At 59.4% G+C, this 24,787-nt stretch carries 28 protein-coding genes; 9 read left to right on the forward strand and 19 right to left on the reverse strand.

Features of this window, described 5'->3' with window-relative positions:
- Nucleotides 1-14: 14 nt before the first annotated feature.
- The 3 genes from deoD to JNX03_RS18130 form a co-directional block, all read right to left on the reverse strand.
- Nucleotides 15-719 (reverse strand): purine-nucleoside phosphorylase, encoded by a 705-nt coding sequence (gene deoD / locus JNX03_RS18120; RefSeq protein WP_203210385.1) that lies wholly within the window; start codon nt 717-719, stop codon nt 15-17.
- 208 nt (nt 720-927) lie between these two features.
- The gene (locus tag JNX03_RS18125) at nt 928-1,278 is read right to left on the reverse strand and encodes an H-NS family nucleoid-associated regulatory protein (protein WP_203210386.1); all 351 of its coding nucleotides are present in this window, start codon (nt 1,276-1,278) and stop codon (nt 928-930) included.
- A gap of 82 nt (nt 1,279-1,360) precedes the next feature.
- The gene (locus JNX03_RS18130) at nt 1,361-3,361 is read right to left on the reverse strand and encodes a protein meaA (protein ID WP_203210387.1); all 2,001 of its coding nucleotides are present in this window, start codon (nt 3,359-3,361) and stop codon (nt 1,361-1,363) included.
- 224 nt (nt 3,362-3,585) lie between these two features.
- Between JNX03_RS18130 and JNX03_RS18135 the strand changes: the two genes are divergently transcribed.
- From JNX03_RS18135 to JNX03_RS18160, 6 genes are all read left to right on the forward strand, one after another.
- Nucleotides 3,586-4,983 carry a 1-acyl-sn-glycerol-3-phosphate acyltransferase gene (locus tag JNX03_RS18135; RefSeq protein WP_203210388.1) on the forward strand — a complete coding sequence of 466 codons (1,398 nt, stop codon included), beginning with the start codon at nt 3,586-3,588 and terminating at the stop codon, nt 4,981-4,983.
- A 133-nt stretch (nt 4,984-5,116) separates the two neighbouring features.
- A complete protein-coding gene (ccrA, locus tag JNX03_RS18140; RefSeq protein WP_203210389.1) occupies nt 5,117-6,394 on the forward strand; it encodes a crotonyl-CoA carboxylase/reductase in 1,278 nt (425 codons plus the stop codon).
- Between the two features lie 199 nt (nt 6,395-6,593).
- Nucleotides 6,594-6,800, forward strand: coding sequence for a hypothetical protein (locus JNX03_RS18145; protein WP_203210390.1), 207 nt, complete (start codon nt 6,594-6,596; stop codon nt 6,798-6,800).
- On the forward strand, nt 6,766-7,467 hold the full coding sequence (locus JNX03_RS18150; protein ID WP_343075493.1) for a helix-turn-helix transcriptional regulator: 702 nt from the start codon (nt 6,766-6,768) through the stop codon (nt 7,465-7,467). The genes JNX03_RS18145 and JNX03_RS18150 overlap by 35 nt, the downstream gene beginning before the upstream one ends.
- Before the next feature lie 57 nt (nt 7,468-7,524).
- On the forward strand, nt 7,525-9,063 hold the full coding sequence (locus JNX03_RS18155; RefSeq protein ID WP_203210392.1) for an ATP-dependent DNA helicase: 1,539 nt from the start codon (nt 7,525-7,527) through the stop codon (nt 9,061-9,063).
- Nucleotides 9,060-9,755 carry an SDR family oxidoreductase gene (locus tag JNX03_RS18160; protein WP_203210393.1) on the forward strand — a complete coding sequence of 232 codons (696 nt, stop codon included), beginning with the start codon at nt 9,060-9,062 and terminating at the stop codon, nt 9,753-9,755. The genes JNX03_RS18155 and JNX03_RS18160 overlap by 4 nt, the downstream gene beginning before the upstream one ends.
- Before the next feature lie 47 nt (nt 9,756-9,802).
- Here JNX03_RS18160 and JNX03_RS18165 read toward each other — a convergent pair whose 3' ends face one another.
- The 12 genes from JNX03_RS18165 to JNX03_RS18220 form a co-directional block, all read right to left on the reverse strand.
- The gene (locus JNX03_RS18165; protein ID WP_419584932.1) at nt 9,803-10,564 is read right to left on the reverse strand and encodes a TIGR02186 family protein; all 762 of its coding nucleotides are present in this window, start codon (nt 10,562-10,564) and stop codon (nt 9,803-9,805) included.
- Nucleotides 10,565-10,569: 5 nt separating this feature from the next.
- Nucleotides 10,570-11,484, reverse strand: coding sequence for a sulfite exporter TauE/SafE family protein (locus JNX03_RS18170; RefSeq protein WP_203210395.1), 915 nt, complete (start codon nt 11,482-11,484; stop codon nt 10,570-10,572).
- Nucleotides 11,485-11,623: 139 nt separating this feature from the next.
- On the reverse strand, nt 11,624-12,592 hold the full coding sequence (locus JNX03_RS18175) for an ABC transporter permease (protein WP_203210396.1): 969 nt from the start codon (nt 12,590-12,592) through the stop codon (nt 11,624-11,626).
- Complete coding sequence (locus JNX03_RS18180) at nt 12,592-13,749, reverse strand: ABC transporter permease (RefSeq protein WP_203210397.1); 1,158 nt, start codon at nt 13,747-13,749, stop codon at nt 12,592-12,594. The genes JNX03_RS18175 and JNX03_RS18180 overlap by 1 nt, the downstream gene beginning before the upstream one ends.
- 1 nt (nt 13,750) lies before the next feature.
- Nucleotides 13,751-15,355, reverse strand: a complete 1,605-nt coding sequence (locus JNX03_RS18185; RefSeq protein WP_203210398.1) for an ABC transporter ATP-binding protein — start codon at nt 15,353-15,355, stop codon at nt 13,751-13,753.
- A gap of 73 nt (nt 15,356-15,428) precedes the next feature.
- Entirely contained in the window at nt 15,429-16,430 is a 1,002-nt protein-coding gene (locus JNX03_RS18190) for a BMP family lipoprotein (protein ID WP_203210399.1), read from the reverse strand.
- 101 nt (nt 16,431-16,531) lie between these two features.
- The gene (locus JNX03_RS18195) at nt 16,532-16,972 is read right to left on the reverse strand and encodes a GNAT family N-acetyltransferase (protein ID WP_238936791.1); all 441 of its coding nucleotides are present in this window, start codon (nt 16,970-16,972) and stop codon (nt 16,532-16,534) included.
- A gap of 11 nt (nt 16,973-16,983) precedes the next feature.
- Nucleotides 16,984-17,595, reverse strand: coding sequence for a tRNA (adenosine(37)-N6)-threonylcarbamoyltransferase complex dimerization subunit type 1 TsaB (gene tsaB / locus JNX03_RS18200; RefSeq protein ID WP_203210401.1), 612 nt, complete (start codon nt 17,593-17,595; stop codon nt 16,984-16,986).
- Nucleotides 17,588-18,148, reverse strand: coding sequence for a NifU family protein (locus JNX03_RS18205; protein WP_025046568.1), 561 nt, complete (start codon nt 18,146-18,148; stop codon nt 17,588-17,590). The genes tsaB and JNX03_RS18205 overlap by 8 nt, the downstream gene beginning before the upstream one ends.
- A gap of 83 nt (nt 18,149-18,231) precedes the next feature.
- Nucleotides 18,232-18,690, reverse strand: coding sequence for a universal stress protein (locus JNX03_RS18210; RefSeq protein WP_203210402.1), 459 nt, complete (start codon nt 18,688-18,690; stop codon nt 18,232-18,234).
- 101 nt (nt 18,691-18,791) lie between these two features.
- Nucleotides 18,792-19,667, reverse strand: a complete 876-nt coding sequence (locus JNX03_RS18215; RefSeq protein WP_203210403.1) for a branched-chain amino acid aminotransferase — start codon at nt 19,665-19,667, stop codon at nt 18,792-18,794.
- Nucleotides 19,668-19,684: 17 nt separating this feature from the next.
- On the reverse strand, nt 19,685-19,915 hold the full coding sequence (locus tag JNX03_RS18220) for a hypothetical protein (protein WP_203210404.1): 231 nt from the start codon (nt 19,913-19,915) through the stop codon (nt 19,685-19,687).
- Nucleotides 19,916-20,042: 127 nt separating this feature from the next.
- On the opposite strand from JNX03_RS18220, the gene JNX03_RS18225 reads away from it, so the two are divergent.
- The 3 genes from JNX03_RS18225 to JNX03_RS18235 all read left to right on the forward strand — a co-directional run bounded on the left by JNX03_RS18225 (nt 20,043) and on the right by JNX03_RS18235 (nt 21,554).
- Entirely contained in the window at nt 20,043-20,759 is a 717-nt protein-coding gene (locus JNX03_RS18225; RefSeq protein ID WP_203210405.1) for a M48 family metalloprotease, read from the forward strand.
- Between the two features lie 73 nt (nt 20,760-20,832).
- Nucleotides 20,833-21,189, forward strand: a complete 357-nt coding sequence (gene lfb1, locus JNX03_RS18230) for an LIC10280 family protein (protein WP_203210406.1) — start codon at nt 20,833-20,835, stop codon at nt 21,187-21,189.
- An 11-nt stretch (nt 21,190-21,200) separates the two neighbouring features.
- Nucleotides 21,201-21,554, forward strand: coding sequence for a YigZ family protein (locus tag JNX03_RS18235; RefSeq protein WP_203210407.1), 354 nt, complete (start codon nt 21,201-21,203; stop codon nt 21,552-21,554).
- Here the strand turns inward: JNX03_RS18235 and trhA are convergent.
- The 4 genes from trhA to rimO all read right to left on the reverse strand — a co-directional run bounded on the left by trhA (nt 21,536) and on the right by rimO (nt 24,771).
- Nucleotides 21,536-22,177, reverse strand: a complete 642-nt coding sequence (gene trhA, locus JNX03_RS18240) for a PAQR family membrane homeostasis protein TrhA (RefSeq protein ID WP_203210408.1) — start codon at nt 22,175-22,177, stop codon at nt 21,536-21,538. The genes JNX03_RS18235 and trhA overlap by 19 nt on opposite strands.
- A 60-nt stretch (nt 22,178-22,237) precedes the next feature.
- Nucleotides 22,238-22,609 (reverse strand): thiol-disulfide oxidoreductase DCC family protein, encoded by a 372-nt coding sequence (locus tag JNX03_RS18245; RefSeq protein ID WP_203210409.1) that lies wholly within the window; start codon nt 22,607-22,609, stop codon nt 22,238-22,240.
- Between the two features lie 38 nt (nt 22,610-22,647).
- Complete coding sequence (locus JNX03_RS18250) at nt 22,648-23,016, reverse strand: hypothetical protein (protein WP_203210410.1); 369 nt, start codon at nt 23,014-23,016, stop codon at nt 22,648-22,650.
- A 372-nt stretch (nt 23,017-23,388) separates the two neighbouring features.
- Nucleotides 23,389-24,771, reverse strand: coding sequence for a 30S ribosomal protein S12 methylthiotransferase RimO (gene rimO, locus JNX03_RS18255; protein WP_203210411.1), 1,383 nt, complete (start codon nt 24,769-24,771; stop codon nt 23,389-23,391).
- Nucleotides 24,772-24,787: the final 16 nt, after the last annotated feature.

Raw genomic sequence — 24,787 nt, forward strand, 5'->3', positions numbered from 1 at the left:
GGGCGAAGAAGACCCTAAGCGAACGCTGCTTCAAGAGCGATCTCGACCATATCGCCAAAGGTCTTTTCACGATCTTCTGACGGCAGCGCCTCACCGGTTTGCAAATGGTCCGAGACCGTCAGAACCGCGAGTGCGCGGCGACCATGACGGGCGGCCAGAGTGTAAAGCTCCGCCGCCTCCATCTCCACGCCCAGAATACCGTGGCGCACCATTTGTTCGTCCAGATCGGGGCGTTCGGCATAAAACACATCTGAGGAATAGATTCCGCCGACATGGGTTTTGCATCCTTTGCCTTCCGCTGCCGCCACAGCGGCCCGCAGTAGTGACCAATCGGCGGTTGGGGCATAGTTCACTTCTTTGAAAATGCCGGAAGATGGCGATGTGATGGTGCTGGCGGTCATGGCAATAATCACGTCGCGTATACCCACCTGCGGCTGCATTCCGCCGCATGACCCGATGCGGATCAGGGTTTTGGCGTCATAATCGCGAATCAGTTCATTGGCGTAGATCGACAGCGAAGGCATGCCCATGCCGGACCCTTGGATGGTCACGCGGTTGCCTTTCCATGTGCCGGTAAAGCCAAGCATGCCGCGCACTTCGTTGACCAGTTCGGCCCCCTCAAGAAAGGTCTCAGCCGCCCATTTGGCGCGGTAAGGATCGCCGGGCATGAGGACGGTTTCTGCGATTTCGCCGGGCTTGGCTCCGATATGGACGGTCATTGGAATCTCCGCTTTTGACAGGGGTGTAACCTGCCTTTCCGGGCGCGCGGGGGCAAGTGGATTGTCAAATCAGAGGCGTGCAAAAGGCCGGCTGCGTTGGGCCGGCCTTTTTCTATTATTGCCTATAAGGGAGAAGAATTGCGCCCTTTGAATTGTAGTGGAATTCAGAATGCAATTAGGAGGCGTTATAATTCTCCATTAAGGTGTATTAACTTCCAATACGCATCGTTTCAGGCGCAATACCGTTTTCAACCGCTGCGCGATACCAATTGGGTTGTCGCCCTTTTCCCGTCCATGTTTGAGTGGCATCCTCGGGGTTGGCATATTGCGGTTTGCCCTTCTTGGCGGGCGCTTTTGCTTTGGCTTTGCGCGGCTTTGAGGCACCTTTGATTTCAGAGGACAACTCATTGAGAGAAAAGCCATATTCGGCGGCAGCTTTCTCGGCTGCTTTGCGGGCTTTGGCGCGGTCACGGGCGCGGGCATTTGCCAGTGCTTTCTTCGCGTCGGCAACCAGCTTTTCCAATTCTTTGGAACTCAGTGATTTCAGATCGATTTTCATGTGTGAAGGTCCATTTCCTAATTCGGAGATGGACCTACACTAATTGCGAAAAGATTAAAATGATATTGAAATGAGCGGCGGTTTATTCTGCTGCGACCGCTTCGGGATCGGCAAGGGTGACGATGTCGCCCATAATCACGTTCAATTCAAAATCCTTGGGCGTATAGACCCGCGCAACACCCATGGCAGAAAGTCGGGCGGCGTCATCATCGGGGATGATACCGCCCACAATCACCGGAATATGGCCCAGACCGGCCTCGCGCATTTGGGTCATCAGGTCTTCGACCAGCGGAATATGTGATCCGGAAAGGATCGACAGGCCGACAACATGGGCCTTGTCCTTTTGCGCCGCCTCGACAATCTCGGCCGGGGTCAGGCGGATGCCTTCGTAGGAGATATCCATGCCGCAATCGCGGGCGCGGACGGCGATCTGTTCGGCGCCGTTGGAATGGCCATCCAGGCCGGGCTTGCCGACGAGGAATTTCAAGCGGCGGCCCAGACGGTCACTGACCGCATCAACGGCACTGCGCAGATCATCCAAGCCCTCGGTCTTGTTCGACTGACCTGCGGCCACGCCGGTTGGCCCGCGATATTCGCCATGCACGGCCCGCATTTGCGCGGCCCATTCACCGGTGGTTACGCCCGCTTTGGCGGCGGCAATCGACGGCTCCATCACATTGCGGCCCTCGGCGGCAGCGGCCCGCAGATCGGCCAGCGCGGCCTTGACCGCACTTTCATCCCGCTCGGCCCGCCATTGGTTCAAACGGTCGATCTGTTCGGCCTCCACCGCAGGATCCACAACCATGATGCCGCCATCGCCGGTCATCAGCGGGGACGGTTCGCCCTGCTGCCATTTGTTGACGCCCACCACCACGGTTTCGCCGGCCTCGATCCGGCCAAGGCGTTCGGCGTTGCTTTCGACCAGACGGCCTTTCATATAGTCGATGGCGGAAATAGCGCCGCCCATACCGTCAAGATTGGCCAATTCGGCACGCGCCCCGTCTTTGAGCATCTCGACTTTGGCATCCACAGCCGGGTTGCCGTCAAACAGATCGTCAAATTCGAGCAGATCAGTTTCATAGGCCAGGATCTGTTGCATCCGCATTGACCATTGCTGATCCCAGGGGCGGGGCAGGCCAAGTGCCTCATTCCAGGCGGGCAATTGCACGGCGCGGGCGCGGGCCTTTTTGGAAAGTGTCACGGCCAGCATTTCGATCAGAATGCGGTAGACATTGTTTTCGGGCTGCTGTTCGGTCAGGCCAAGCGAATTGACCTGCACACCATAACGGAAACGGCGGTATTTGGGATCCTGCACGCCATATCGTGTTTCGAGAATTTCATCCCACAGATCGACGAAGGCCCGCATTTTGCACATTTCGGTCACGAAACGGATGCCTGCGTTCACGAAAAACGAGATACGCCCTGCAAGTGCGGGAAAATCCTCCGCAGGGACGCGCGGCTTGAGCGCATCGAGAACGGCGGTGGCGGTGGCCAAGGCAAAGGCCAGTTCCTGTTCGGGCGTCGCACCGGCCTCTTGCAGGTGATAGGAACAAACGTTCATCGGGTTCCATTTCGGCACGTTGGTATAGCAGTATTCAGCCACGTCCGCGATCATCCGCAGCGACGGGGCAGGCGGGCAGATATAGGTGCCCCGGCTGAGGTATTCCTTGATCAGGTCGTTCTGCACCGTCCCCTGCAGTTTCGACACGCCCGCGCCCTGTTCCTCAGCCGCAGCGATATAGAGGGCCAAAAGCCATGGCGCGGTGGCGTTGATTGTCATGGAGGTGTTCATCTGCTCCAGCGGAATGTCTTTGAACAGCATCCGCATATCGCCCAAATGGCTGACCGGCACGCCCACTTTGCCAACCTCGCCGCGCGACAGCACGTGATCGCTGTCATATCCGGTCTGGGTGGGCAGATCGAATGCCACGGACAGGCCGGTTTGTCCCTTGGCCAGATTGGCCCGATAAAGCGCATTGGACGCCGCAGCGGTGGAGTGGCCCGCATAGGTCCGGATCAACCAGGGGCGATCTGTCTTGGGTGCTGCGGATGCATCTTTGTGGTCGGTCTTTGGGTCTGACATGGTGGGCCTCGCTGAATCGGTCGGGCAATATTCTTGCGTTTGATTGTGTTTACGGGACATTTTATACCAATGTCAATTCGCTGCAATGCGGCATGTGCCGGTGCAGCATCTTTTTTCCGCAATGCCCACAATAGCCGCAAAACCGCCGGTGTTTTGGTGATCAAGCCCCGCACATCTTGCAGATTGATATTGTTCTTGTGTGCAGGCACTGCGAATGTGCGGACATGAACCAGACGGTGCAGCTGCCACTTTGGCTATTTATCCTGATTTTGCTGTTTGCGGCGGTGACGGCGCTGAGCCATTTTCTGTTGCCGTCTGTGCGCTGGTTCTTTCGGCGGCGGCTGGAAAGGGCGGTTGCACGGCTGAACACCCGGCTCAAGCGGCCGATTGAGCCGTTCAAGCTGGCGCGGCGCTATGACATGATCCAACGGTTGATCTATGATCCCGAAGTGACCCGCGAAATTGTGGTCTATGCCCGCGAAAACGGGGTGCCTGAGAACGTGGCCTTTCAAAAGGCCCGCGACTATGCCCGCGAAATTGTGCCCAGCTTTTCGGCCTTTGCCTATTTCAGCTTTGGCATTCGGGTGGCGCGGCTGCTGGCGAACGCGGTGTACCGGATCAAAACCGCCGACAGCAACGACCGGATCTTTGATGCAATCCCCAAGGAAGCCACGATCGTCTATGTGATGAACCACCGGTCCAACATGGATTACGTGCTTGTCACCTATTTGGCGGCGCGGGAATCTGCGCTGGCTTATGCTGTGGGAGAATGGGCGCGGGTTTGGCCGCTGAGCCGGTTGATCAAATCCATGGGAGCCTATTTCATCCGGCGCAAATCGCGCGGGGCGCTTTATCGCAAGGTTTTGGCCCGTTACGTGCAGATGGCGACAGCGGGCGGCGTCAATCAGGCGATGTATCCCGAAGGCGGGCTGAGCCTGAATGGAAAGTTGCAGCCGCCTCGGATGGGCTTGCTGTCTTATGTGGCGGATGGGTTTGAACCCGAGGGCGAGCGGGACGTGGTGCTGGTTCCGGTTGCGATCAACTATGACCGGGTGCTCGAAGACACGGTGCTGATCGCCGCCGACCAGCGGGGCGACCGGCGGTTCGGGGCGCGGATCACGGTGGTCTTGCGGTTTGTGCTGCGCAAGCTGTGGCAGCGGCTGACCCGGCAGGAAACCCGGTTTGGTATGGCGGCTGTGGCCTTTGGCACGCCAATGTCGCTGCGCGAGGCGGGACCGGATGCCAGTATCGAACAGATCTCCGAAGACCTGATGGAACGCATCTCTCAGACCATGCCGGTGTTGTCGGTGCCGGTGGTGGCCTATGCCCTGTTGGAACAAACCGGGGGCTATCGCCCGGATGCGTTGAAAGCGCGGGTTGGCGCCTTGCTTGAGATGGTGCCGCAGGCCAACCGGGTGATCAAAGCCGATGCAATTGATTTTGAGCTGGGCCGCGCGATTGCCGGGCTGGTGGCGCGGCAAATCATCGAAATGCGGGACGGAAACTGGCATATGGTAGAGGGGCAGGCACCGATCTTGCGATTTTATGCCAACTCCATTGCGCATTTCCTGCCCGAGAATGCTGCACTTGCACAGGAAATTTCTGCACCCGCTGGGTCATAAAGTTTCAAAAAGTGCCGTTCAGAGGTTGCATTGTTTCGCGCTCGCCAATATTCCATGGGCAAGCGATTTGATTCTGCATCGCGGCAAAACGCAAAGAAACGCAACGCAAAGACCAGCCGACAGGAGGCCCCTCATGGCACTCGATACATCCATCGCGCAGTACGACGCACCGGAAAAAGATCTCTATGAATTGGGCGAGATGCCCCCGATGGGCCATGTCCCAAAGCAGATGTACGCATGGGCCATCCGCCGCGAGCGTCACGGCGATCCCGATACCGCCATGCTGCAAGAGGTGGTTGATGTGCCGCAGCTGGACAGTCATGACGTGTTGGTCTTGGTGATGGCTGCAGGCATCAACTACAACGGTGTCTGGGCCGCGCGCGGCGTGCCGATCAGCCCTTTTGACGGCCACAAGCAGCCCTACCACATTGCCGGTTCCGATGCCTCGGGTATCGTTTGGGCCGTGGGTGACAAGGTCAAGCGCTGGAAGGTGGGCGATGAGGTGGTGATCCACTGCAACCAGGATGATGGCGATGATGAGGAATGCAACGGCGGCGATCCGATGTATTCCCCAAGCCAGCGGATCTGGGGCTACGAGACACCGGACGGTTCGTTCAGCCAGTTCACCCGCGTTCAGGCACAGCAGCTCATGCCGCGCCCCAAGCATCTGACATGGGAAGAGAGCGCGTGCTACACGCTGACGCTGGCCACCGCTTACCGGATGCTGTTCGGCCATGAGCCGCATGATCTGAAGCCCGGCCAGAACGTGCTGGTCTGGGGTGCGTCGGGTGGTCTTGGCTCTTATGCGATCCAGCTGATCAATACGGCGGGTGCGAATGCGATCGGTGTGATCTCTGACGAAAGCAAGCGCGACTTTGTGATGGATCTGGGCGCCAAGGGCGTGTTGAACCGCAAGGATTTCAATTGCTGGGGCCAGCTGCCCACGGTGAACACGCCCGAGTATGCCGAATGGTTCAAAGAGGCGCGCAAATTCGGCAAGGCGATCTGGGACATCACCGGCAAGGGCGTGAATGTTGACATGGTCTTTGAACACCCCGGCGAAGCGACCTTCCCTGTGTCCACCTTCGTGGTGAAGAAGGGCGGTATGGTTGTGATCTGTGCGGGCACCTCGGGTTTCAACCTGACGTTTGACGTGCGCTACATGTGGATGCACCAGAAGCGTTTGCAGGGCAGCCACTTTGCCCACCTCAAGCAAGCCTCGGCTGCCAACAACCTGATGTTGGAGCGCCGCCTTGATCCGTGCATGTCCGAAGTGTTCACATGGGCCGATCTGCCCGAAGCGCACATGAAGATGATGCGCAACGAACATAAGCCGGGCAACATGTCTGTGCTCGTGCAGGCGCCGACAACCGGCCTGCGCACATTGGAAGACGCGCTCGACGCTCGTTAACCTCCGGTTAGCGATAAATTGAAAACAATGGCCTGTGGATCGGACGACGATTCGCAGGCCATTTTTGTATTCTGGATCAATGCTTTGGGATTTGAGCGGTCACATCATGGTGAGATAACAAGTTGACGCTGCGTAAGCTTGGCGTGGTACAACCCTGAGCTGTGCAGATCCGCTGTTCATATTTGAGGGGACGTGTAAGATGCAAACAGATTGGATTTTAGATTTTCTGGCCGACTTAAGAACTTTTGCGATATCCAGTGATTTGCCGAAATTGGCGGCAAAGCTGGACGACAGTGCAATAGTTGCCATGGCCGAAATATCAGCATTGCAAGAAAGACGCCTTATTTCAGGTCATGATAACGACAAAGAAATTGAACCCCGTCCTCAAGGCATTGGCCCGCGCTGACACGATTGAGGATCTCAAAGACGCCTGTATCGAATTGCGTGACATGCTGCAGATCGATCATGTCTCCTATTTTTGTTTTGGACCCGGTGACGGGCTTTATGGCTATGCGACCTATTCGATGGAATGGAAGGCCCGCTATGCGCAGCAACAATATATGCGCATCGATCCGGTGCTGATCGGCGGCAATTCCCGATTTGAACCGTTCAACTGGAACGATCTGGACTGGAGTGCAAAACCGGCCCGCAAATTCCGTGTCGAGGCGGCGATGCATGGTGTCGGAACGCAGGGGTATTCGGTGCCTGTGCGCGGGCCCAAAGGGCAATTCGCATTGTTTTCGGTCAATCACTCTTGCGAGGATGCGGAATGGGCCGCTTTCACGCGTAAGCATCAGAACAGTTTTATCCTGCTGTCGCACTATTTTAACCAGAAGGCGCTGGAGGTGGTGGCGAACCTGGACGAAAAGCCGACCAAGGCGCTGTCGCCGCGCGAATTGGACGCGATGACGCTGCTGGCGCGGGGGCTCAGCCGGGCAGAGGTTGCCAAAGATCTGGACATTTCCGAGCACACGCTGCGGGTCTATATTGAAAGCGCGCGCAGCAAGTTGAACGCGCAGAATACGACCCATGCAGTGGTGCGTGCGTTGAGCCGGGGATTGATCGTCGCCTGACCGATCGGGGGCGAGAAACCGATTCAAGTTCCAAATGAAAAGCTCTACTGTCGCGGCATGAATGTGCCCTCCGTGACCTACACCGACGATCAAGCCGCCGCCTATGACAGCGTCACCGAAATGCTGCGCCATGCGGGGATTGATCTGGACGACAGCCTATTGATGCCACCGGGCGGCGGTGCCGATCAGGTGATGGCGGTGACGGGCAAGGCCGGGTCAGGAAAAACCCTATTGCTGGCAGAGCTTTACAAGGCTCTGGAGCAGGCGGGGGTTGAGGTGGTTTCTGGCGATTACGAGTCGCGAAAGCGCAAGGACAAACGCACATTGGCGATCCTTGCACCGACCAACAAAGCGGCCTCGGTGTTGCGTCTGCGTGGCGTTCCGGCGACGACGATCCACCGGATTTTGTACACGCCGGTCTATGATCCCGAATACGAAAAGATCGCCGAATGGCTGGCAGGCAGCGGTGAGAGACCAGAGATTGAAGGCCTGACCGATCTGGCGCTGGACCGTGCGGCGGCGTTTTATGCGGGCAACAAATCCATTCCCGGTGCCTTGGCGGCGGCGGGCCTGCGTGGGTCGGATTTCATCACCGGCTGGAAACGGCGGGAAGAGCCGCTGGATATCGGATTTGTCGATGAATCCTCGATGCTGGATGACAAGCAGTTCGAAGACCTCAAAGAGATTTTCCCAACGCTGCTTTTGTTTGGCGATCCGGCCCAGCTTGCGCCCGTCAATCAATCCGGCACCATGGTGTTTGAGAAACTGCCGGAAAAGCGGGTTCTGACGCTCAACCGCATTCACCGCCAAGACGCTGATAACCCGATCCTTGATCTTGCCCATGCGCTGGCGGATCCGGATCTGGGGTTCGAGGATTTTGAACGGATGATCGAAGCAGCCTCGAAAAAGGATGACCGCGTGGTCTGGGGGCAAAGGGTCGAGGTGGATCTGATGGCACGCTCGCCTGTGCTGGTTTGGCGCAATGCCACGCGCATCCGTCTGATCAATGCCTTCAGGTCGGTGCATGGCGCGCCCGAAGATGCGCTTCTGGCGGGGGAGCCGCTGATCTGTGACGGAATTGAACTGCCGCTGAAACACCGCAAGAAACGGCTGGATCTGGAGGCGCGTGGGCTGATCAAAGGGGCGCAGGTGGTGTTTCTGGGCGAGGGCCGCAAACCGGGGTTCAGCCGACTGCATGTCATGGGGGCCGAAGACCCGCAGGTGTCTGCCGCGTCCATTGTGAAGATTGAAAAGCCCGACGAGGAAGAGCCGTTTATCCCCTTCGCCGCCCGTATGGGGGCCACGTTCCTGCATGGGGCGGCAGTGACCATCCACAAAGCGCAGGGCAGCCAGTGGGAGACCGTGCAGGTCTTTGCGCCGGATCTATATGCCGCGGCACGGATGGGCCGTATGGAGGCGGGACAGCCCCTGTGGAAACGGCTGGCCTATGTGGCGATCACCCGTGCGCAGGAGCGTTTGATCTGGGTGGTCCGCAACCGGTTGTCGAAACCCAGCGGGCCGCTGGTGGTAGATGATCTGCGGGCCACGCCGGTTGCGCCGCTGACCCTTGATCCGACAACGGAGGATTTTGCATGAAGTCGATTATCATTACCGGTGCCAGTTCCGGCATTGGCCGGGCCACGGCAGAGCTGTTTTTGCGCGAAGGCTGGCGTGTGGGTCTGGTTGCCCGGCGGGCGGATGTGCTCGAAGAGATGGCAGCGGCACATGAAAAGGCGGTGGCCTTGCCCGCCGATGTGACGGATGCCGATGCGATGCAGACGGCCTTTGACCGCTTTGGCGATCTAAATGTTCTATTCAACAATGCGGGCATGTTTGGCCCTTCCGGTCCGATTGACGAGATCGCACTCGAGGATTGGGCGCAGGTCATGGCTGTGAACATTCAAGGCATGTTCATCGCGGCGCGGCTGGCCTTTGGCCGGATGCGGGGGCTGGGCGGCGGGCGGATCATCAACAACGGATCGCTTTCCGCTCATGTGCCGCGTCCGGGATCGGTTTGTTATACCACGACCAAACATGCGATCACCGGCCTGACCCGCACCCTGTCGCTGGACGGGCGGGCACATAACATCGCTTGCGGCCAGATCGACATTGGCAATGCTGAAAGTGATATGGTGGCGGCGCTCAAGGAAAAGCAGCCGGAGATGCAGACTATGGATGTCGCCCATGCCGCACAATCGGTGTTGCATATGGCGCAGATGCCACTGGAGGCGAATGTGCAATTCCTGACGGTGATGGCGACCAAGATGCCCTATATCGGACGCGGGTAGGGGGCAGTCTGGGCCGCATCAAGGCGCAGCTTCCGGTGGCGCTTGATTTACCGGCGGAGCAGCGAGAAGATCGCCGATGCGCCCCAGCCTGCGGCGATGGCAATCGCCAGTGACATCAAGCCATAGAGAAAGGCATTTTCCCGCGAAAGCGTGAACAGCCAACGTTCCAGCCCGACTTTGCGCACGTCGATGATGGTCTCGTATTGCGCGACCACATTACCACCACGGGTCAGGAAAATCCGGGTGTCATAGGCACCTTCGGTCAGAGCCGCAGGCAGGCGCACGGCAGCGCGGAACAGGGTCTGTTCGTCCACGGTCACGCCGCTTTCGATCACCTGATATTGTTCGGCCTTTTTACGAATGCGGATCAGCGCCTCGGTAAAGCTGGCGGCATCAGCAATCTCCATTGGCGCGCCCACGGACCGGATCGCGCGGGGGATGGACACCTTGTGGCGCAGGTCTTCTGTCCGTTTCAGCACGTCGAGCATCGGTCCGCTTGTTACCACGGCATAATAGCTTGGGGCGCGGTCCACTTCGACAGCCTCGGTATTGACCCAGATGCCAAACCGTTTTTCCTTGCGGCGCACGACCACCGGCTCGGACGGGCCGGACACTGTCATCACCACGTGCAGCTCTGGCCCGTCTGGAATGGGCTGGTCGCGTTTGACCGCGCCATAGACCAGGATCTCGGAGCCGTTAAAATTGGTGGTGATGGACACCTCGGCCTGACTGAGACCCAAAACAATCTCTTCGTTGGCCCGCGCTGGCAAAGCCAGAAAAAACGCCGCCAGCAACAAAGGCAAAAGCATCCGCATCAGTGGCCACCTGCCGCACCAAGCGAGAACACCTCACTTGGCTGCAAAAGCAGATCCAGCGCCAGCTTGCCGCAGACAGCCAGCACCATCAGCGCTAGCAGGATACGCAATTGTTCGGCCTTCATCTTGACCCCGATCCGGGTGCCGATCTGTGCGCCGATCACACCGCCCACCAGCAGCAGCACCGCCAGTACGATGTCCACGGTATAGTTGGTCGTCGCGTGCAGCATGGTGGTGAATGCGGTCACAAAGATGATCTGGAACAGCGATGTGCCGACAACAACTTTGGTCGGCATGCCAAGCAGATAGATCATTGCAGGAACCATGATAAAGCCGCCGCCAACACCCATGATCGCGGCCAGAATGCCCACGGCAATGCCAACGACCACAGGCGGGATCACCGAGATATAAAGCCCTGAGACACGAAAGCGCATCTTGAACGGCAGGCCGTGAATCCAGTTGTGTTTCTTGCGGGCGGGCGGTTTGCCGCGTTTGGTGTTGCGGATCGCCTTGAGCGATTCAAGGAACATCAACCCGCCGATGACGCCCAGAAACACGACATAGCAAAGCTTGACCAGCAGATCGACCTGACCCTGCGCCTTGAGGTAGTTGAACACCATCACACCCAGCGCCGCACCGATCAGACCCCCGATCAGCAGCACCGTGCCCATCCTCAGATCCACGGTCCTTCGCTTGAAATGGGCGAGCACGCCGGAAAAGGAAGAGGCCACGATCTGGTTCGCCTCAGTGGCCACAGCCACGGCGGGCGGGATGCCGATGAAGAACAGCAGCGGTGTCATCAGGAAGCCACCGCCGACGCCAAACATGCCAGACAGGACGCCCACAAGTCCGCCCAGCCCCAACAAGAGGAAGGCATTGACCGAAACTTCGGCGATGGGAAGGTAGATTTGCATGGCATCCCTTAGCGCAAGTTAACGCGGGAAATCAACCATGCCTGCTGCCTCGCAGCGAAATGGGCTCATCACCCTTGAAAAACTGGACTTATCTGCCCGCGCCTGAGGCGGATTGGCCCCCGTTCCCGGGGGCCGAACGTCAGCGTTCCTTGACGTAGGGTTCACCGCCCGCACGGGGGGGAATCGCCTTGCCGACAAAACCGGCCAGAATGATCACCGTCATCAGATAGGGCAGGGCGCCCAAAAGCTGGCCTTGGACCTTCATTCCGATCACACTTTCGATCACGTCGGGGCGGGTTTCCAAAGCGCCAAACAGACCAAACAGCAGCGTCGCCCAAAGCGCGTACCATGGCCGCCATTTGGCAAAGATCAGTGCGGCCAGCGCGATAAACCCGCGCCCGGCAGACATGTCTTTGACAAAGCCTGCCTGCAAGGCCGTGCTGAGGTATGCGCCCGCGATGCCGCACAGGACGCCGCAGATCGCCACAGCCGCATAGCGCAGCCCGATCACCGAAACGCCAGCGGTGTCTACAGCCGCGGGGTTTTCCCCCACCGCACGCAGGCGCAGGCCAAAACGGGTGCGGTAAAGCAACCACCATGTCGCCGGCACAGCGGCCAGCGCCATATAGACCAGAATGGAGTGACCGGAGATCAGTTCCGAGTAAAGCGGGCCGATGATCGGCACATCCGCCATGGCATCGGCGCCGGGCAGGGTGATCCCTTCGAAACGTGCATCGCCGGTCAGTGAGGGCGTGCGCCCGCCCTGTTTGAACCAATCCTGCGCAATCAGCACGGTCATGCCTGCCGCAAGGAAATTGATCGCTACACCAGAGATCAACTGGTTGCCACGGAAGGTGATGGAGGCGACCCCGTGTAGCGCGCTGAGCATCAGCGATGCGCCTATGCCTGCCAGCAGGCCAAGCCAGACGGAGCCGGTGACGGAAGCCAGCGCTGCGGAAAAGAACGCAGCGGCCAGCATTTTGCCCTCAAGCCCAATGTCAAAAATGCCCGCGCGTTCGCTAAAGAGACCCGCAAGACAGGCCAGCAACAAAGGCGTGGCCAGACGGACGGAGCTGTCGAGAAGCTGGATAAGCGTCGTATAATCCATCAGTTGGCCCCCGCAGCTTTGTTCCGGCGCAGGGCCAGGAACATCCGTTCCAGTGGCATTCGCACCATGTTGTCCAGCGCCCCGGTGAAGAGGATCACCAGCGCCTGAATGACCACGATCAATTCACGCGGGATCGAGGTCCAAAGCGCCAGTTCGGCCCCGCCCTGATAGAGAAACCCAAAGAGGATCGCGGCGATAAACACACCCAGCGGATGTGACCGCCCCATCAGCGCCACGGCGATGCCGATAAAACCGGCCCCTTCGGTGGCGTTTAGCACCAGCCTTTCGGCCTCGCCCATGACATTGTTGATCGCCATCATCCCTGCCAAAGCGCCGGAGATGATCATCGCAATCATGGTGATCTTGAAGGGCGAGATGCCCGCGTATTTGGCTCCGCTTTCGGATTCGCCATAGCTGCGGATCTCGAACCCCAGACGGGTGCGCCAGATCAGCAACCACAAGGCAAAACAGGCCGCAATCGCCACCAGAAGCGAAACATTGGCCGGGGCCGATTTGGAAAAGGCGATGCCAAAGGGCGCCAGCAGGTCATGCAGCGTCGGCAGGTTGGTGGCCTCGCGGAAATGCGCGGTGGCGGGATCCATGCTGCCCTTGGGGCGCATCAGATTGACCAGCAGATAGTTCAGCAAAGAGGCGGCGATAAAGTTGAACATGATCGTGGTGATCACGATATGGCTGCCGCGCTTGACCTGAAGCCAAGCCGGGATCGCAGCCCAGACCGCGCCAAACAGGCCCGCCATTGCCGCGGCACCAATCAGCGCCACGGACCAATGCGGCCAGGGGATATAGAGACAGGCAATCGCCACGCCCAGACCGCCCAGCATCGCCTGACCTTCGCCGCCGATGTTGAACAGACGCGCGTGAAAGGCGATGGCCACAGCCAGTCCGGTGAACATGAAGTTCGTCGCGTAATAAAGCGTGTAACCCCAGCCATAGGTTGAGCCGAGTGCCCCGTTGACCATCAGCTTGGCCGCGCCCCAGACAAAATCGAGCCGGGCACCGATGCGGTCCATCATTGTGATGGCCGTGTCCGGAACATCCGCGATGGCGAACACAACCAAGCCAGAGATAAACGCCGCAAGCAGCAGGGAAATGAAGGGTACAAGGACCACTTCGGCCCATTTTGGCATCACATCCATATCAGACCTCCTTGCCTGCGTCGCCGCCCGCATGGGCGAGGTTTTCTTCGATCTCTTCAACAGTATGGGCATTGGCGGTGTCGGTGATCCCCGCCATCAGCAGGCCCAGCTCTTTCTCGTCGGTCTGGTCCGGCAGTCTCTCTCCCATCACCTGTCCGTCGAACATCACGGCAATCCGGTCACTGAGCGCGAGGATCTCTTCGAGCTCAACCGAGACCAGCAAGATCGCCTTGCCCTGGTCGCGCAGCGCGACGATTTGTTGGTGGATAAATTCAATCGCGCCAATGTCGACGCCGCGCGTCGGCTGGCCGATCAACAACAGATCGGGGTTCCGCTCAATCTCGCGGGCCAGCACGATTTTCTGCTGGTTGCCACCGGAAAAGTTCTTGGCCGCCAGGTTGGGGTCCGGCGGGCGCACGTCGAAGCGTTCCATCTTTTCGGCGGTGTCTGCCTTGATCGCGGCATTGTCCATCAACATGGCGTTTTTTTGGTAGGACGGATCGTGGTGATAGCCAAAGGCGGTGTTTTCCCAGGCGTGGAAATTCATGATCAGACCTTCGCGCTGGCGGTCTTCGGGCACATGGGCCACCCCCCGTGCGCGGCGCGACTGGCCATCTGAATGCCGCCCCGACAGATCAAGGAGTTGGCCGTTCAGGCGCAATTCGCCGGTGCCATCCTGATAGCCGCCGAGTACCTCAAGCAGTTCTGACTGACCATTGCCCGCGACACCCGCGATGCCGACAATTTCGCCCGCCCGCACTTGCAAATCAATGCCGCGCAGCCGTTCGACGCCCTTGTCGTCTTTCACCTTGAGGTTTTTGACATCCAGCACCACGTCGCCGGGGGTGGCGGGCTTTTTATCGACCCGCAGCAATACTTTACGCCCCACCATCAGCTCTGCCAGTTCGGCAGGCGAGGTTTCGGAGGTTTTGACCGTGGCGGTCATCTCGCCGCGTCGCATCACCGACACGGTGTCGGTGGTCTCCATGATCTCGCGCAGTTTGTGGGTGATCAGGATGATGGTTTTGCCCTCGGAGCGCAGCCGACCCAGAATGCGGAACAACTGGTCCGCTTCGGCGGGGGTCAGAACCCCGGTGGGTTCATCAAGGATGAGGATATCGGCCTGCCGGTAGAGCGCCTTGAGGATCTCGACCCGCTGCTGCATCCCCACGCCAATGTCCTGGACCAGCGCATCGGGTTCTACGTTCAGCCCGTAATCATTGGCCAGCTCGATCAAAGTCCGCCGTGCCTTGGCCAGCGACGGTTTCAGTAGCCCGCCGTCTTCCGCGCCGAGGATAATATTCTCAAGCACGGTGAAATTCTCGACCAGCTTGAAATGCTGGAACACCATCCCGATGCCTGACGCGATGGCGGCCTGGCTGTCGGTGATATTGGCCTTGTTGCCGCCGATAAAGATCTCGCCGGCGTCGGCCTTGTAAAAGCCATAGAGGATCGACATCAGCGTGGATTTGCCCGCGCCGTTTTCGCCAATGATGCCGTGAATGGTGCCTGGCATCACCCGGATCGAAATGTCCTTGTTGGCCTGAACCGGCCCAAAAGCCTTGGATATGCCCTTCAGCTCAATCGCTGGTGCCTGATTGGCCATATGTCCCCCCGGAGTTGAGAGGGCCGCGCCGATTTCTCAGCGCGGCCCATGTCATATTGTCTTGAAACGGACCTTAGAAGTCCAGCGCTGGGCAGCTGTCGTTGGCGTAATAGGACGCAACTTCCAATTCGCCGTCGATGATCTTCTGGCGCGCTTCCTCAACAGAGGCTTTCATTTCATCGCTGATCAAGGGGGCGTTGTTTTCATCCATCGCATAGCCCACGCCTTCTTCGGCCAGACCCAGGACCATGGAACCGGTCACACCGTCAGCACCGTTTTTCATGGCGTTGTATACGGCCACGTCCACACGCTTGAGCATGGAGGTCAGAACCTTGCCCGGATGCAGGTGGTTTTGGTTGCTGTCAACACCGATGGACAGGATGTTTTCGTCCGCTGCGGTTTGCAGAACGCCAACACCGGTGCCGCCTGCGGCTGCATAGACAACATCAGCGCCCTGGCTGATCTGCGCTTTGGTCAGCTCGGAGCCTTTTACCGGGTCATTCCATGCAGATGGTGTCGTGCCGGTCATGTTGGCAACGATCTTGATGTCAGGGTTCACCGCCTTGGCGCCTTGCGCATAACCGCAACCGAAGTGGCGGATCAGCGGGATGTCCATACCGCCGATAAAGCCGATGGTGCCGGACTTGGACGCCTGAGCGGCCAGCATGCCCACCAGATAGGAACCCTCGTGCTCCTGGAAGCTGATCATCTGCACGTTGGCAGGGATCTCTGGCAGCCAACCATCGATGTTCACGAATTTGGTGTCAGGATAGTCGCCTGCAACCGCATCAACAGGTGTCGCGAAGGCGAAACCAGTGGTGATGATCGGGTTTGCACCGGCCTCGGCAAAGCGGCGCAGGGCCTGCTCACGCTGGGCTTCGGACTGCAGTTCGATCTCGCGGAAAGTGCCACCGGTTTCTTCGGCCCAACGCTGCGCACCGTTGAAGGCCGCTTCGTTGAAGGATTTGTCGAACTTGCCGCCCAGATCGAAGATCAGCGCAGGTTCGGCCAATGCGGCGCCGGCGCTCAGCGCCAATGCGGCGGCAGCACCCATAAATTTGGTCATAAGGGTCATTTTTGTCTCCCAGGTTTATACTGTTGGGGCGCGGCCTATGTTGGCCGATTGCCCAAGATCAATAGATCAGAGCCAATTTAGGCGGTATGCGGGGGGGAGGGTCAACCGCTTTCTGGCATTTTGCGGTGTGAAACATGGCCATGACCAAAGGTCACGGCGCGGCGCATCACAATAGCATCGGCCTTTGTACCATTGCTCCGGCTGTAATAGGCGGCGCGGCGTCCGGCCTCGATAAATTTGAACTTCTGGTAAAGATTTATCGCGGGCTGATTGTCCGATGCGACCTCAAGAAAGGCGGTTTCGGTGCCTTCGGGCAGGGAATCCAGCCAGTTTTGCAGCAGTTCCTGACCGATTCCCTTGCCCTGATGGTCGGGATCAACGGCCAGTGTCAGCAGCTCGCTTTCGCCAGCAAGCGTGCGGGTGAGGGCAAAGCCAAAAGCGTGATCAAAGCAGCGGACAAAACGGCTTTGGGTCAGGTCGGAGAATTCCTTGTCAGACCAGGGACGTTCGCGCAGGAAGGCGGCGCGGTGCAACTGTGCCATCCGCGCCGGGGTCACGGCAAAATGGCCGGAGGGGCATCACGCGCCGGGGCCGCATCGGCAGGGCGCAGGTAGAGGGGGGCAGGGCGGTCGGTCGTGGTGGCAAACCGCCGCGCGGTGATATGGGCGATGGCTTCGGCCACCGGCAGCTGTGGCGGTTGGCCGCCCGCGCCGATCAATGGCCCATCGAAGCGTGGCAATACATCTGCGTCATGCAAGGCAGGCTCGGCCAAGGCCGGGTTGCCGATGCCTTGAAAAAAGACCTGCCCCCGCCGGGCATCGACGGCACAGGCGCAAGGCCCATCGATGCCAAAAGCCAGCGCGTCAAAGTTGGACACGCCCACCGCAGGCACGCCAAGACCCAGCGCCAAACCCCGCGCGGCGGAAACGGAAATGCGAATGCCGGTGAAATTGCCGGGGCCGACGCCAACACCGATGGCATCAAGATCCTGAAAGCTTTTGTTGCTGGCTTGCAAAAGGTCTTCGCAAAGGCAAAGCAGGCGTTCGGCTTGACCTTTTGACATTTCTTCCACGGCGCTTTGAATGATTTGGCCGCCCGACAGCAAAGCGGCCGCGCAATGCGCGGCCGATGTGTCAAACGCCAGAATAAGCGGGGTCTCAGGCAACCGGGCGCACCTCGGTCACTTCGGGGATGTAGTGGCGCAGCAGGTTTTCGATGCCCATTTTCAGGGTCAATGTCGAAGAGGGGCAGCCCGCGCAGGCGCCTTGCATGTGCAGATAGACCACGCCACGGTCAAAGCCGTGGAATGTGATATCGCCGCCATCCTGTGCCACGGCGGGGCGCACGCGGCTGTCCAGCAATTCTTTGATCTGGCCAACGATTTCGCCATCTTCGCCGTCATGTGCGGCATGGCCCGAGCTGGCCTCGTGACCTTCGCCCATCACCGGCTGGCCGGATTGGAAATGTTCCATGATCGCGCCCAGAAGGGCAGGCTTGATGTGGTCCCATTCGATGCTGTCGGCCTTGGTCACGGTGACAAAGTCGGTGCCAAAGAAAACGCCGGTCACACCATCCACCGCAAACAGCCGTGTGGCCAAAGGGGAGGAACCAGCGGTGTCGGGCGTCGGGAAATCCGCCGTTCCCATTTCCAGAACGGATTGACCGGGCAGGAATTTCAACGTGGCCGGGTTCGGGGTGGATTCGGTTTGAATAAACATCGCGGTGTCCTCAGATGGCTTGGCTTTGATATGCGCCCTGAGGGGCGAAGTGTCAAGATTTGGAACGATTCTAAACGGCGCAATCAGGTGATCGCTTCAAGCCGCTCCTTGCTCAGATCGCCGGGCACAATGGTGATCGGCACCGGCAAACTGCCTGCAGAGCGAGACATTTGCGTGACAAGTGGACCGGGCCCTTTTTTCTTGTCCGAGCTGGCACCCAGCACCAGCACGCCGATCTCGGGATCATCGGCAATCTGCTGAATGATCTCATCGACAGGTTGACCTTCGCGGATCACCAATTCGGGGTCGACCCCCTGTTTGTCGCGCATCCACTTTGCAAACACCTCGAAATGCACTTCGATCCGCTCGCGGGCCTCTTCGCGCATGATGTCACCGACACCGATCCAGTGATTGAACTCTTCGGGCGGAATCACCGCCAAAACCTCTACCCCGCCGCCGGTGTGAGCGGCCCGCAGCGCGGCGAAACGCATGGCATTAAGGCATTCTGTACTGTCGTCCAAGACAACAAGGAACTTGCGCATCTTCTGGTCTCCCTTGAGGGCGGATCATGACCTCAGTTCAGGCGCAGGGCAATCGCTATCTGCGGCTGGAGTGATCGGATTTGGAGGTCTGGACAGGCCGTTTACCGTTCGGAGGCGGCCCAGTCCCAATACATTTCGCGCACCCGGCGGGTCACGGGGTTGGCGTTTGCACCCACCTCGTAAGTGGTGTCGTCAAAGGCTTTGACAGGGGTCACTTTCATCATGTTGCCCGACAGGAAAACCTCGTCCGCATCGTGGAAATCGTCAAAGGACAGCACGGTTTCATGCACCTTAATGCCATCGGCCTGCATGTTCTTGATGTGCCGCGCACGGGTGATGCCCGCCAGAAAAGTGCCATTGGGAATCGGCGTGAAAACCTCGCCATCCTTGACCATAAACGCATTGGCAGAGGCGCTTTCGGCGACGTTTCCGGCCGCATCGGCCACCAGGGCATTGCCGAAACCTTTGGATCTGGCCTCGACCATCATGCGGGCGTTGTTGGGATAGAGGCAGCCGGCCTTGGCATTCACGACATTGTCCTCAAGCACGGGGCGGCGGAAGCGTGTTCGGGTCAGGGTTGTCGCGGCCTCGGGCGGGGCCATCGGGATCTCTTCGAGGCTGATGGCAAATCCGGTTGCCCCCTCACGCGGGACAATGCCAAGCTCGTCACCGGCCAGCGCCCAATACATCGGACGAATGTAAACGGCGCTGTCGCGGCCATAGCTTTTCAAGCCCTCGCGGACCATCTCGACCATCTCTTCTGTTTCAACGGTGGGTGTGATCATCAGCGCCTTGGCGGACCGGTTGATCCGGGCGCAATGCGCCTCCAGATCAGGGGACAGCCCGTCAAACAGGCGTGCGCCGTCAAACACGGTGGTGCCCAGCCATGCGCCATGATCTGCGGCATTGATCACGGTCTTGTCGCCGTCATGCCAAGCGCCGTCGTAATAGGTTTTGATGTTGGTTCCGGTGGCCATCTTGGTTGGTCCTGTTCTTATGGTGCGCTGCGGTAGATGCCTTCGGGCAGGTTCAGCGCCGCCGTCAAATCGCGAAGCTGATCCGGCGAAAGCGTGATTTTGGAGACCCGGTCCGTGCGCGGATCCCATTGTTCAAAAGTGATCTCGCCAGCAAAGGCCTGTACGGTTACATCTTCGCGGAGGGGCGTGCTGCCTTCGTCCACAAGGGTGATCACCGTCGCGTCGAATTCGTGTTCAATGGTAAACATGGGGCAAACCTGATGGTTTCGGCAGGGCTTTGCAAGCGCTGTGTCACTTGGTGGTGATCGGGGTGGCCTCATACGCCGGGCGTGCTAGATTGGCAGCAATTGGATATTGCCCAAAGGACGTTGGCAGATGATCAGAAAGACGATGTGCGCGATTGTCGCTGTGGCGGCATTGGCGGCTTGTGAAGTGGCACCTGTGCAGACCGAAGCGCAGGGCGGCGCTGTGCAAACCACCCCCAGGGGGCCGGTGCTGAGCCAATCGCAGGCGGCCCGCAGTTTTGCCCGGGTGGTGCAAACGGTTGAGCCGGTGGCCGAGCGGGAATGCCGGGCCCGGACCACGGGTGTGAATTGTGACTTCAACATCATCATTGATGACCGTCCCAACCAGCCGGCCAACGCCTATCAGACATTGGACAAGAAAGGCCGCCCGGTTGTTGCGTTTACCCTGCCGCTCATTCGCGATGCGCGGAACGAAGACGAGTTGGCCTTCGTTCTGGGCCATGAAACCGCCCACCACATCGCAGGCCATATCGGACGACAGCAGCAAAATGCGGTGGCCGGAGCGGTCATCTTTGCGGGTTTGGCCACGCTGACGGGCGGCGATGCCAATGCGGTCCGAACGGCACAGAGGCTGGGCGCACAGGTGGGCGCACGCACCTATTCGAAGGATTTTGAGCTGGAGGCGGATGCGCTGGGCACGATTATCACGGCAAAGGCGGGCTTTGACCCGTTGCGCGGGGCCGAATTCTTTACCCGTATTCCCGACCCAGGCGATAAATTCCTTGGGACCCATCCCCCCAACGCCGCGCGGATCGAGGTCGTACGCCGGACCGCAGCCGGGCTTTGATCTGGCGGCGGCGGTGGCTTTGGCCGGCGATCTGACCTAAACTGCGGCTGACAACGGACCGCAGGAGAGACCAATGAGCCGCAGCAATTTCACCCGCAGGGCCTGGATCGCAGGGGCTATGGCGGCCTGTCTGGCCTATCCTGTAGCGGCGCAAACCGTTGGGATCTCTGGTGTTTTCACTGCCGAAGGGCGCAATCCAGATGGATCGGCCTATTCCGGTGTGGCGGTTGTGAGCGAACAGAACGGATCGGTGCAGGTCACATGGACCGTGGGCAGCCAGACCTATGCTGGCAGCGGTGTGCGCGACGGACAGATTGTGGTGGTCAACTGGGGCCAGCCGCATCCGGTAATCTATGTGGTGATGGCCAACGGCAACCTGCACGGCACATGGCAAAACGGCACCGCGCTAGAGCGTTTGACCCGCCGCTGAAAGACACCGATATGCACAAGAAGCTGGGCGTGATCCTGACCGATCGCGGATCGAAATATGCAGTGTCCGGCGGGCCTGCCACAACCCGCGCCGAGGTCGATGCCTTGCTTAAATCGCTCAAGCGGGACAAGGCCTATGCCAAGGCGACTCACAACACCTGGGGGGTTCTGTTCGCGGATGGAACGCCCCTCAAGGGCGACGATGGCGAGGCCGGTGCAGGCATGGTTATCCTGCGGATGCTGGAGCGCGAAGAGCTGACCGATCATGTGATTGTCGTGACCCGCTGGTATGGCGGCAAACATCTGGGCGGTGACAGGTTCCGCCATGTACAGACCTGCGTCAGCGCCTATATCGACGGCGCGTGAGCCCAGAGGCTCAGCAGGATCGCGGCAAAGAAACAGGCGGAGGCCACCAGCACAAAGCCATGCCAGATTGCGTTTTGGAACCGCATCCCCTTGTGGGCATAGACAAATGTGCCGACCGAATAGGTCAGACCGCCCGCCACGATCAGCGCCAATGCGCTGCCCGGCAGGGTCATCCACATCGGCCAGATCAGCAGAACCGACAGCCAGCCCATCAGCAGATAAAGCGCCAGAGATCCGCGCCCGTCTGTGCCCCAGAACCACAGCTTGGCCACTGCACCAATGACCGCCAGCGCCCAGACGATGCCAAGGATACCATAGGCAAAACCCGATCCGATCACCATGACAAGAGGGGTGTAAGTTCCTGCAATCTTGAAGTAAATCGCGGCATGGTCGATCCGGTTCAAGACCGGGCGCAGCCCATCGTGCGGTGTCAGATGGTAGATCGCCGAGGCCATGAAGGCAAAGATCATGCAACCGGCATAAAGCCCTGTCGGGGCCAGCGCCGTGCCGCTATGCGCCGCTTGGATCAATAAGATCACCGAGGCAGGCACGGCCAGCAACAGACCGGCCAGATGCACCGCGCCATCGGCAAGTGTTTCCGCTTTGGAGTAAGGATAAGCCATGCACAAAGCCTAGCAGCGGTTTGTAAACACGCCATGGATGACCAAAGGGAAAGCTCCCGCTTAGGCGCGTTTTTGCCGCCAGAGGTGCCAGCGATAGATCAGAGGCGCCAGCACGCGATCATAGCCCAGCACCGCCAGCCGATTGACCCCCGGCAGCGCCACCGCCCGTGCAATCCAGCGATAGCGCGGTATCTCTTGCCACAGTTCGATGAAGGCCGGAATGCCCACAAAGGTCTGCCCGTTCTTACGCAAATGCAGCCGCCGCGCGGCCTGATCACTGTCTATGCCCCAATCGGCCAGCTTGGCCGGATCGTTCAGGTCATCATAACGGATCGGGATAGCGGCCTTGGTGCTGGCCTTGGCGTAATGATCCATCTCGCGGCTGCAAACCGGACATTGGCCGTTGTACAAAACTTTGGTGTCGCTGCTCATGGTGCAAAGATAGGGCGCAGCGGCCCGGCGGCAAAGGGTCAGCGCGGTTTATTGCTGTCGATCCAGCGCGACATCATGGTCTTGTCGCGGAAACACTCGGGCGGCACCGGATTGCGCTTGAGCCGTGCAATGCGTTCGGCAAAGGCCACCTGTTTGGAAGAGGGGTAATTGCTGAACCGGCCCTGCGGTGCGGGCGCCTTGTGGGCGTCGATCCATTTGGACAGCGCCGCACGGTCTGCGGTGATCCCCTCAGGCAGGGCCGCGCCGGATTTGGCGGACAGCACGCGGGCATAGGCGATCTGTTTCTCCGTCGCGGGCTGCGCGGCGGTGGATTGCGGTTCAGCGTCAACCGGCGCGGCCCCGCGCGCGGGGGAAAACAGGCCGGGAAATGAGGGTTGGAAGGACATGATATGCACCTCTCTTAACGATTGGTTAAGATATAGAACATATGGGGAACATTTTCAAGGGGGAGGAGAACATCGTGGGGTCCGCTTGCCACGAAAAACCACATGCGCCGTGCCGCGGCAGACCGCGGGCTGGTGCATCTGGCCTGTCAGTTTGGCACCTTATGTTGGATGTTCAGAGATCGTTATCGACAGGGCACAGCCGCCCGCATAAGCGCAGCGAAACATGAGCAAGATCGACAATACCGTCCAGAGGAAGAATAGTGCCAAATCGGAGATTTGGCAGCGCCCGAACCGCCCCGTTTTGCCGAAGGCAAACCTACGGTTTGACGGGGCGGGCGCTGTGTGTTCCTAAGGAAACGATGTCAAAAGGGCCTAAACCACCCGCCCCCACAAATCATATTCTCCGGCTTCTTCCACCTCAACGGTAACCAGATCGCCCACCTTCAGATCTGCGAACCCTTCGTCAATAAAGAGGTTTCCGTCGATCTCCGGCGCGTCCGCCTTGGTGCGGCAGGTGGCCGCCTCGTCGTCCACCTCGTCCACGATCACCTGCAGGGTCTGGCCGACCTTTGCCTCCAGCTTGGCTTCGGAGATCGCCTGCGCCTTGGCCATGAAACGGTCCCAGCGGTCTTGCTTGATCTCATCCGGCACATGATCGGGCAGCGCGTTTGACCGCGCACCTTCGACGTTTTCATATTGAAAACAGCCCACCCGGTCGAGCTGCGCCTCGTCCATCCAATCCAGCAGGGTCTGGAACTCTGCCTCCGTCTCGCCGGGATAGCCGACAATGAACGTGGACCGCAGGGTGATATCGGGGCAGACATCGCGCCATGCGGCAATCTCATCCAGCGTTTTGGACGCCGCCGCAGGCCGCGCCATGCGTTTGAGCACATCAGGATGCGCATGTTGGAATGGAATATCGAGATAGGGCAGGATCAGCCCATCGGCCATCAGCGGGATCAGCTGGCGCACATGCGGGTAGGGGTAAACGTAGTGTAGCCGCACCCAAAGATCGCGCCCTGCACCAAGCGCCCCAAGATCACGTGCCAGATCGGTGATATGGGCGCGGTGGCCGCGGTCCTCGGCGTGTTTGATATCCACGCCATAGGCCGAAGTGTCCTGGCTGATCACCAGCAGTTCTTTGACACCATTGTCCACCAGCCGCTCCGCCTCGCGGATCACCGCATGGGCGGGGCGCGATTGCAGCCGCCCGCGCATGTCGGGGATGATGCAGAATTTGCACTTGTGATTGCAGCCCTCGGAAATCTTGAGATAGCTGTAATGGCGCGGGGTCAGAGAGACCTGCTGTGCGGGCAGAAGATCCACAAAGGGATCAGGGCTGGGCGGCACCGCGCCATGCACGGCATCCAGCACCTGTTCATATTGATGCGGGCCGGTCACCGCCAGAATGCGGGGGTGATGCTCGCGGATGTAATCAGGTTCGGCCCCGAGGCAGCCCGTGACAATCACCTTGCCGTTCTCGGTCAGCGCCTCGCCAATCGCATCAAGGCTTTCGGCCTTGGCGCTGTCGAGAAATCCGCAGGTGTTCACGATCACCGCATCGGCCCCGGCATAATCGGGCGAAACCCCATAGCCTTCGGCGCGCAGCCGCGTCAGGATGCGTTCACTGTCAACCAGTGCCTTGGGACAACCAAGCGAGACCATGCCGATGGTCGGCTGGCCGGGGCGGGAGGGATCGCTGATTTTGGCTTTGGGGGCCAGATCAGGGCGCAGATTGGGTGGGTTTGTGCTCATCCAATGGGCTATAAGG

Origin of the sequence: Sulfitobacter mediterraneus, assembly GCF_016801775.1 — a bacterium.
In the GTDB taxonomy this organism is placed as follows: Bacteria; Pseudomonadota; Alphaproteobacteria; order Rhodobacterales; family Rhodobacteraceae; genus Sulfitobacter; species Sulfitobacter mediterraneus_A.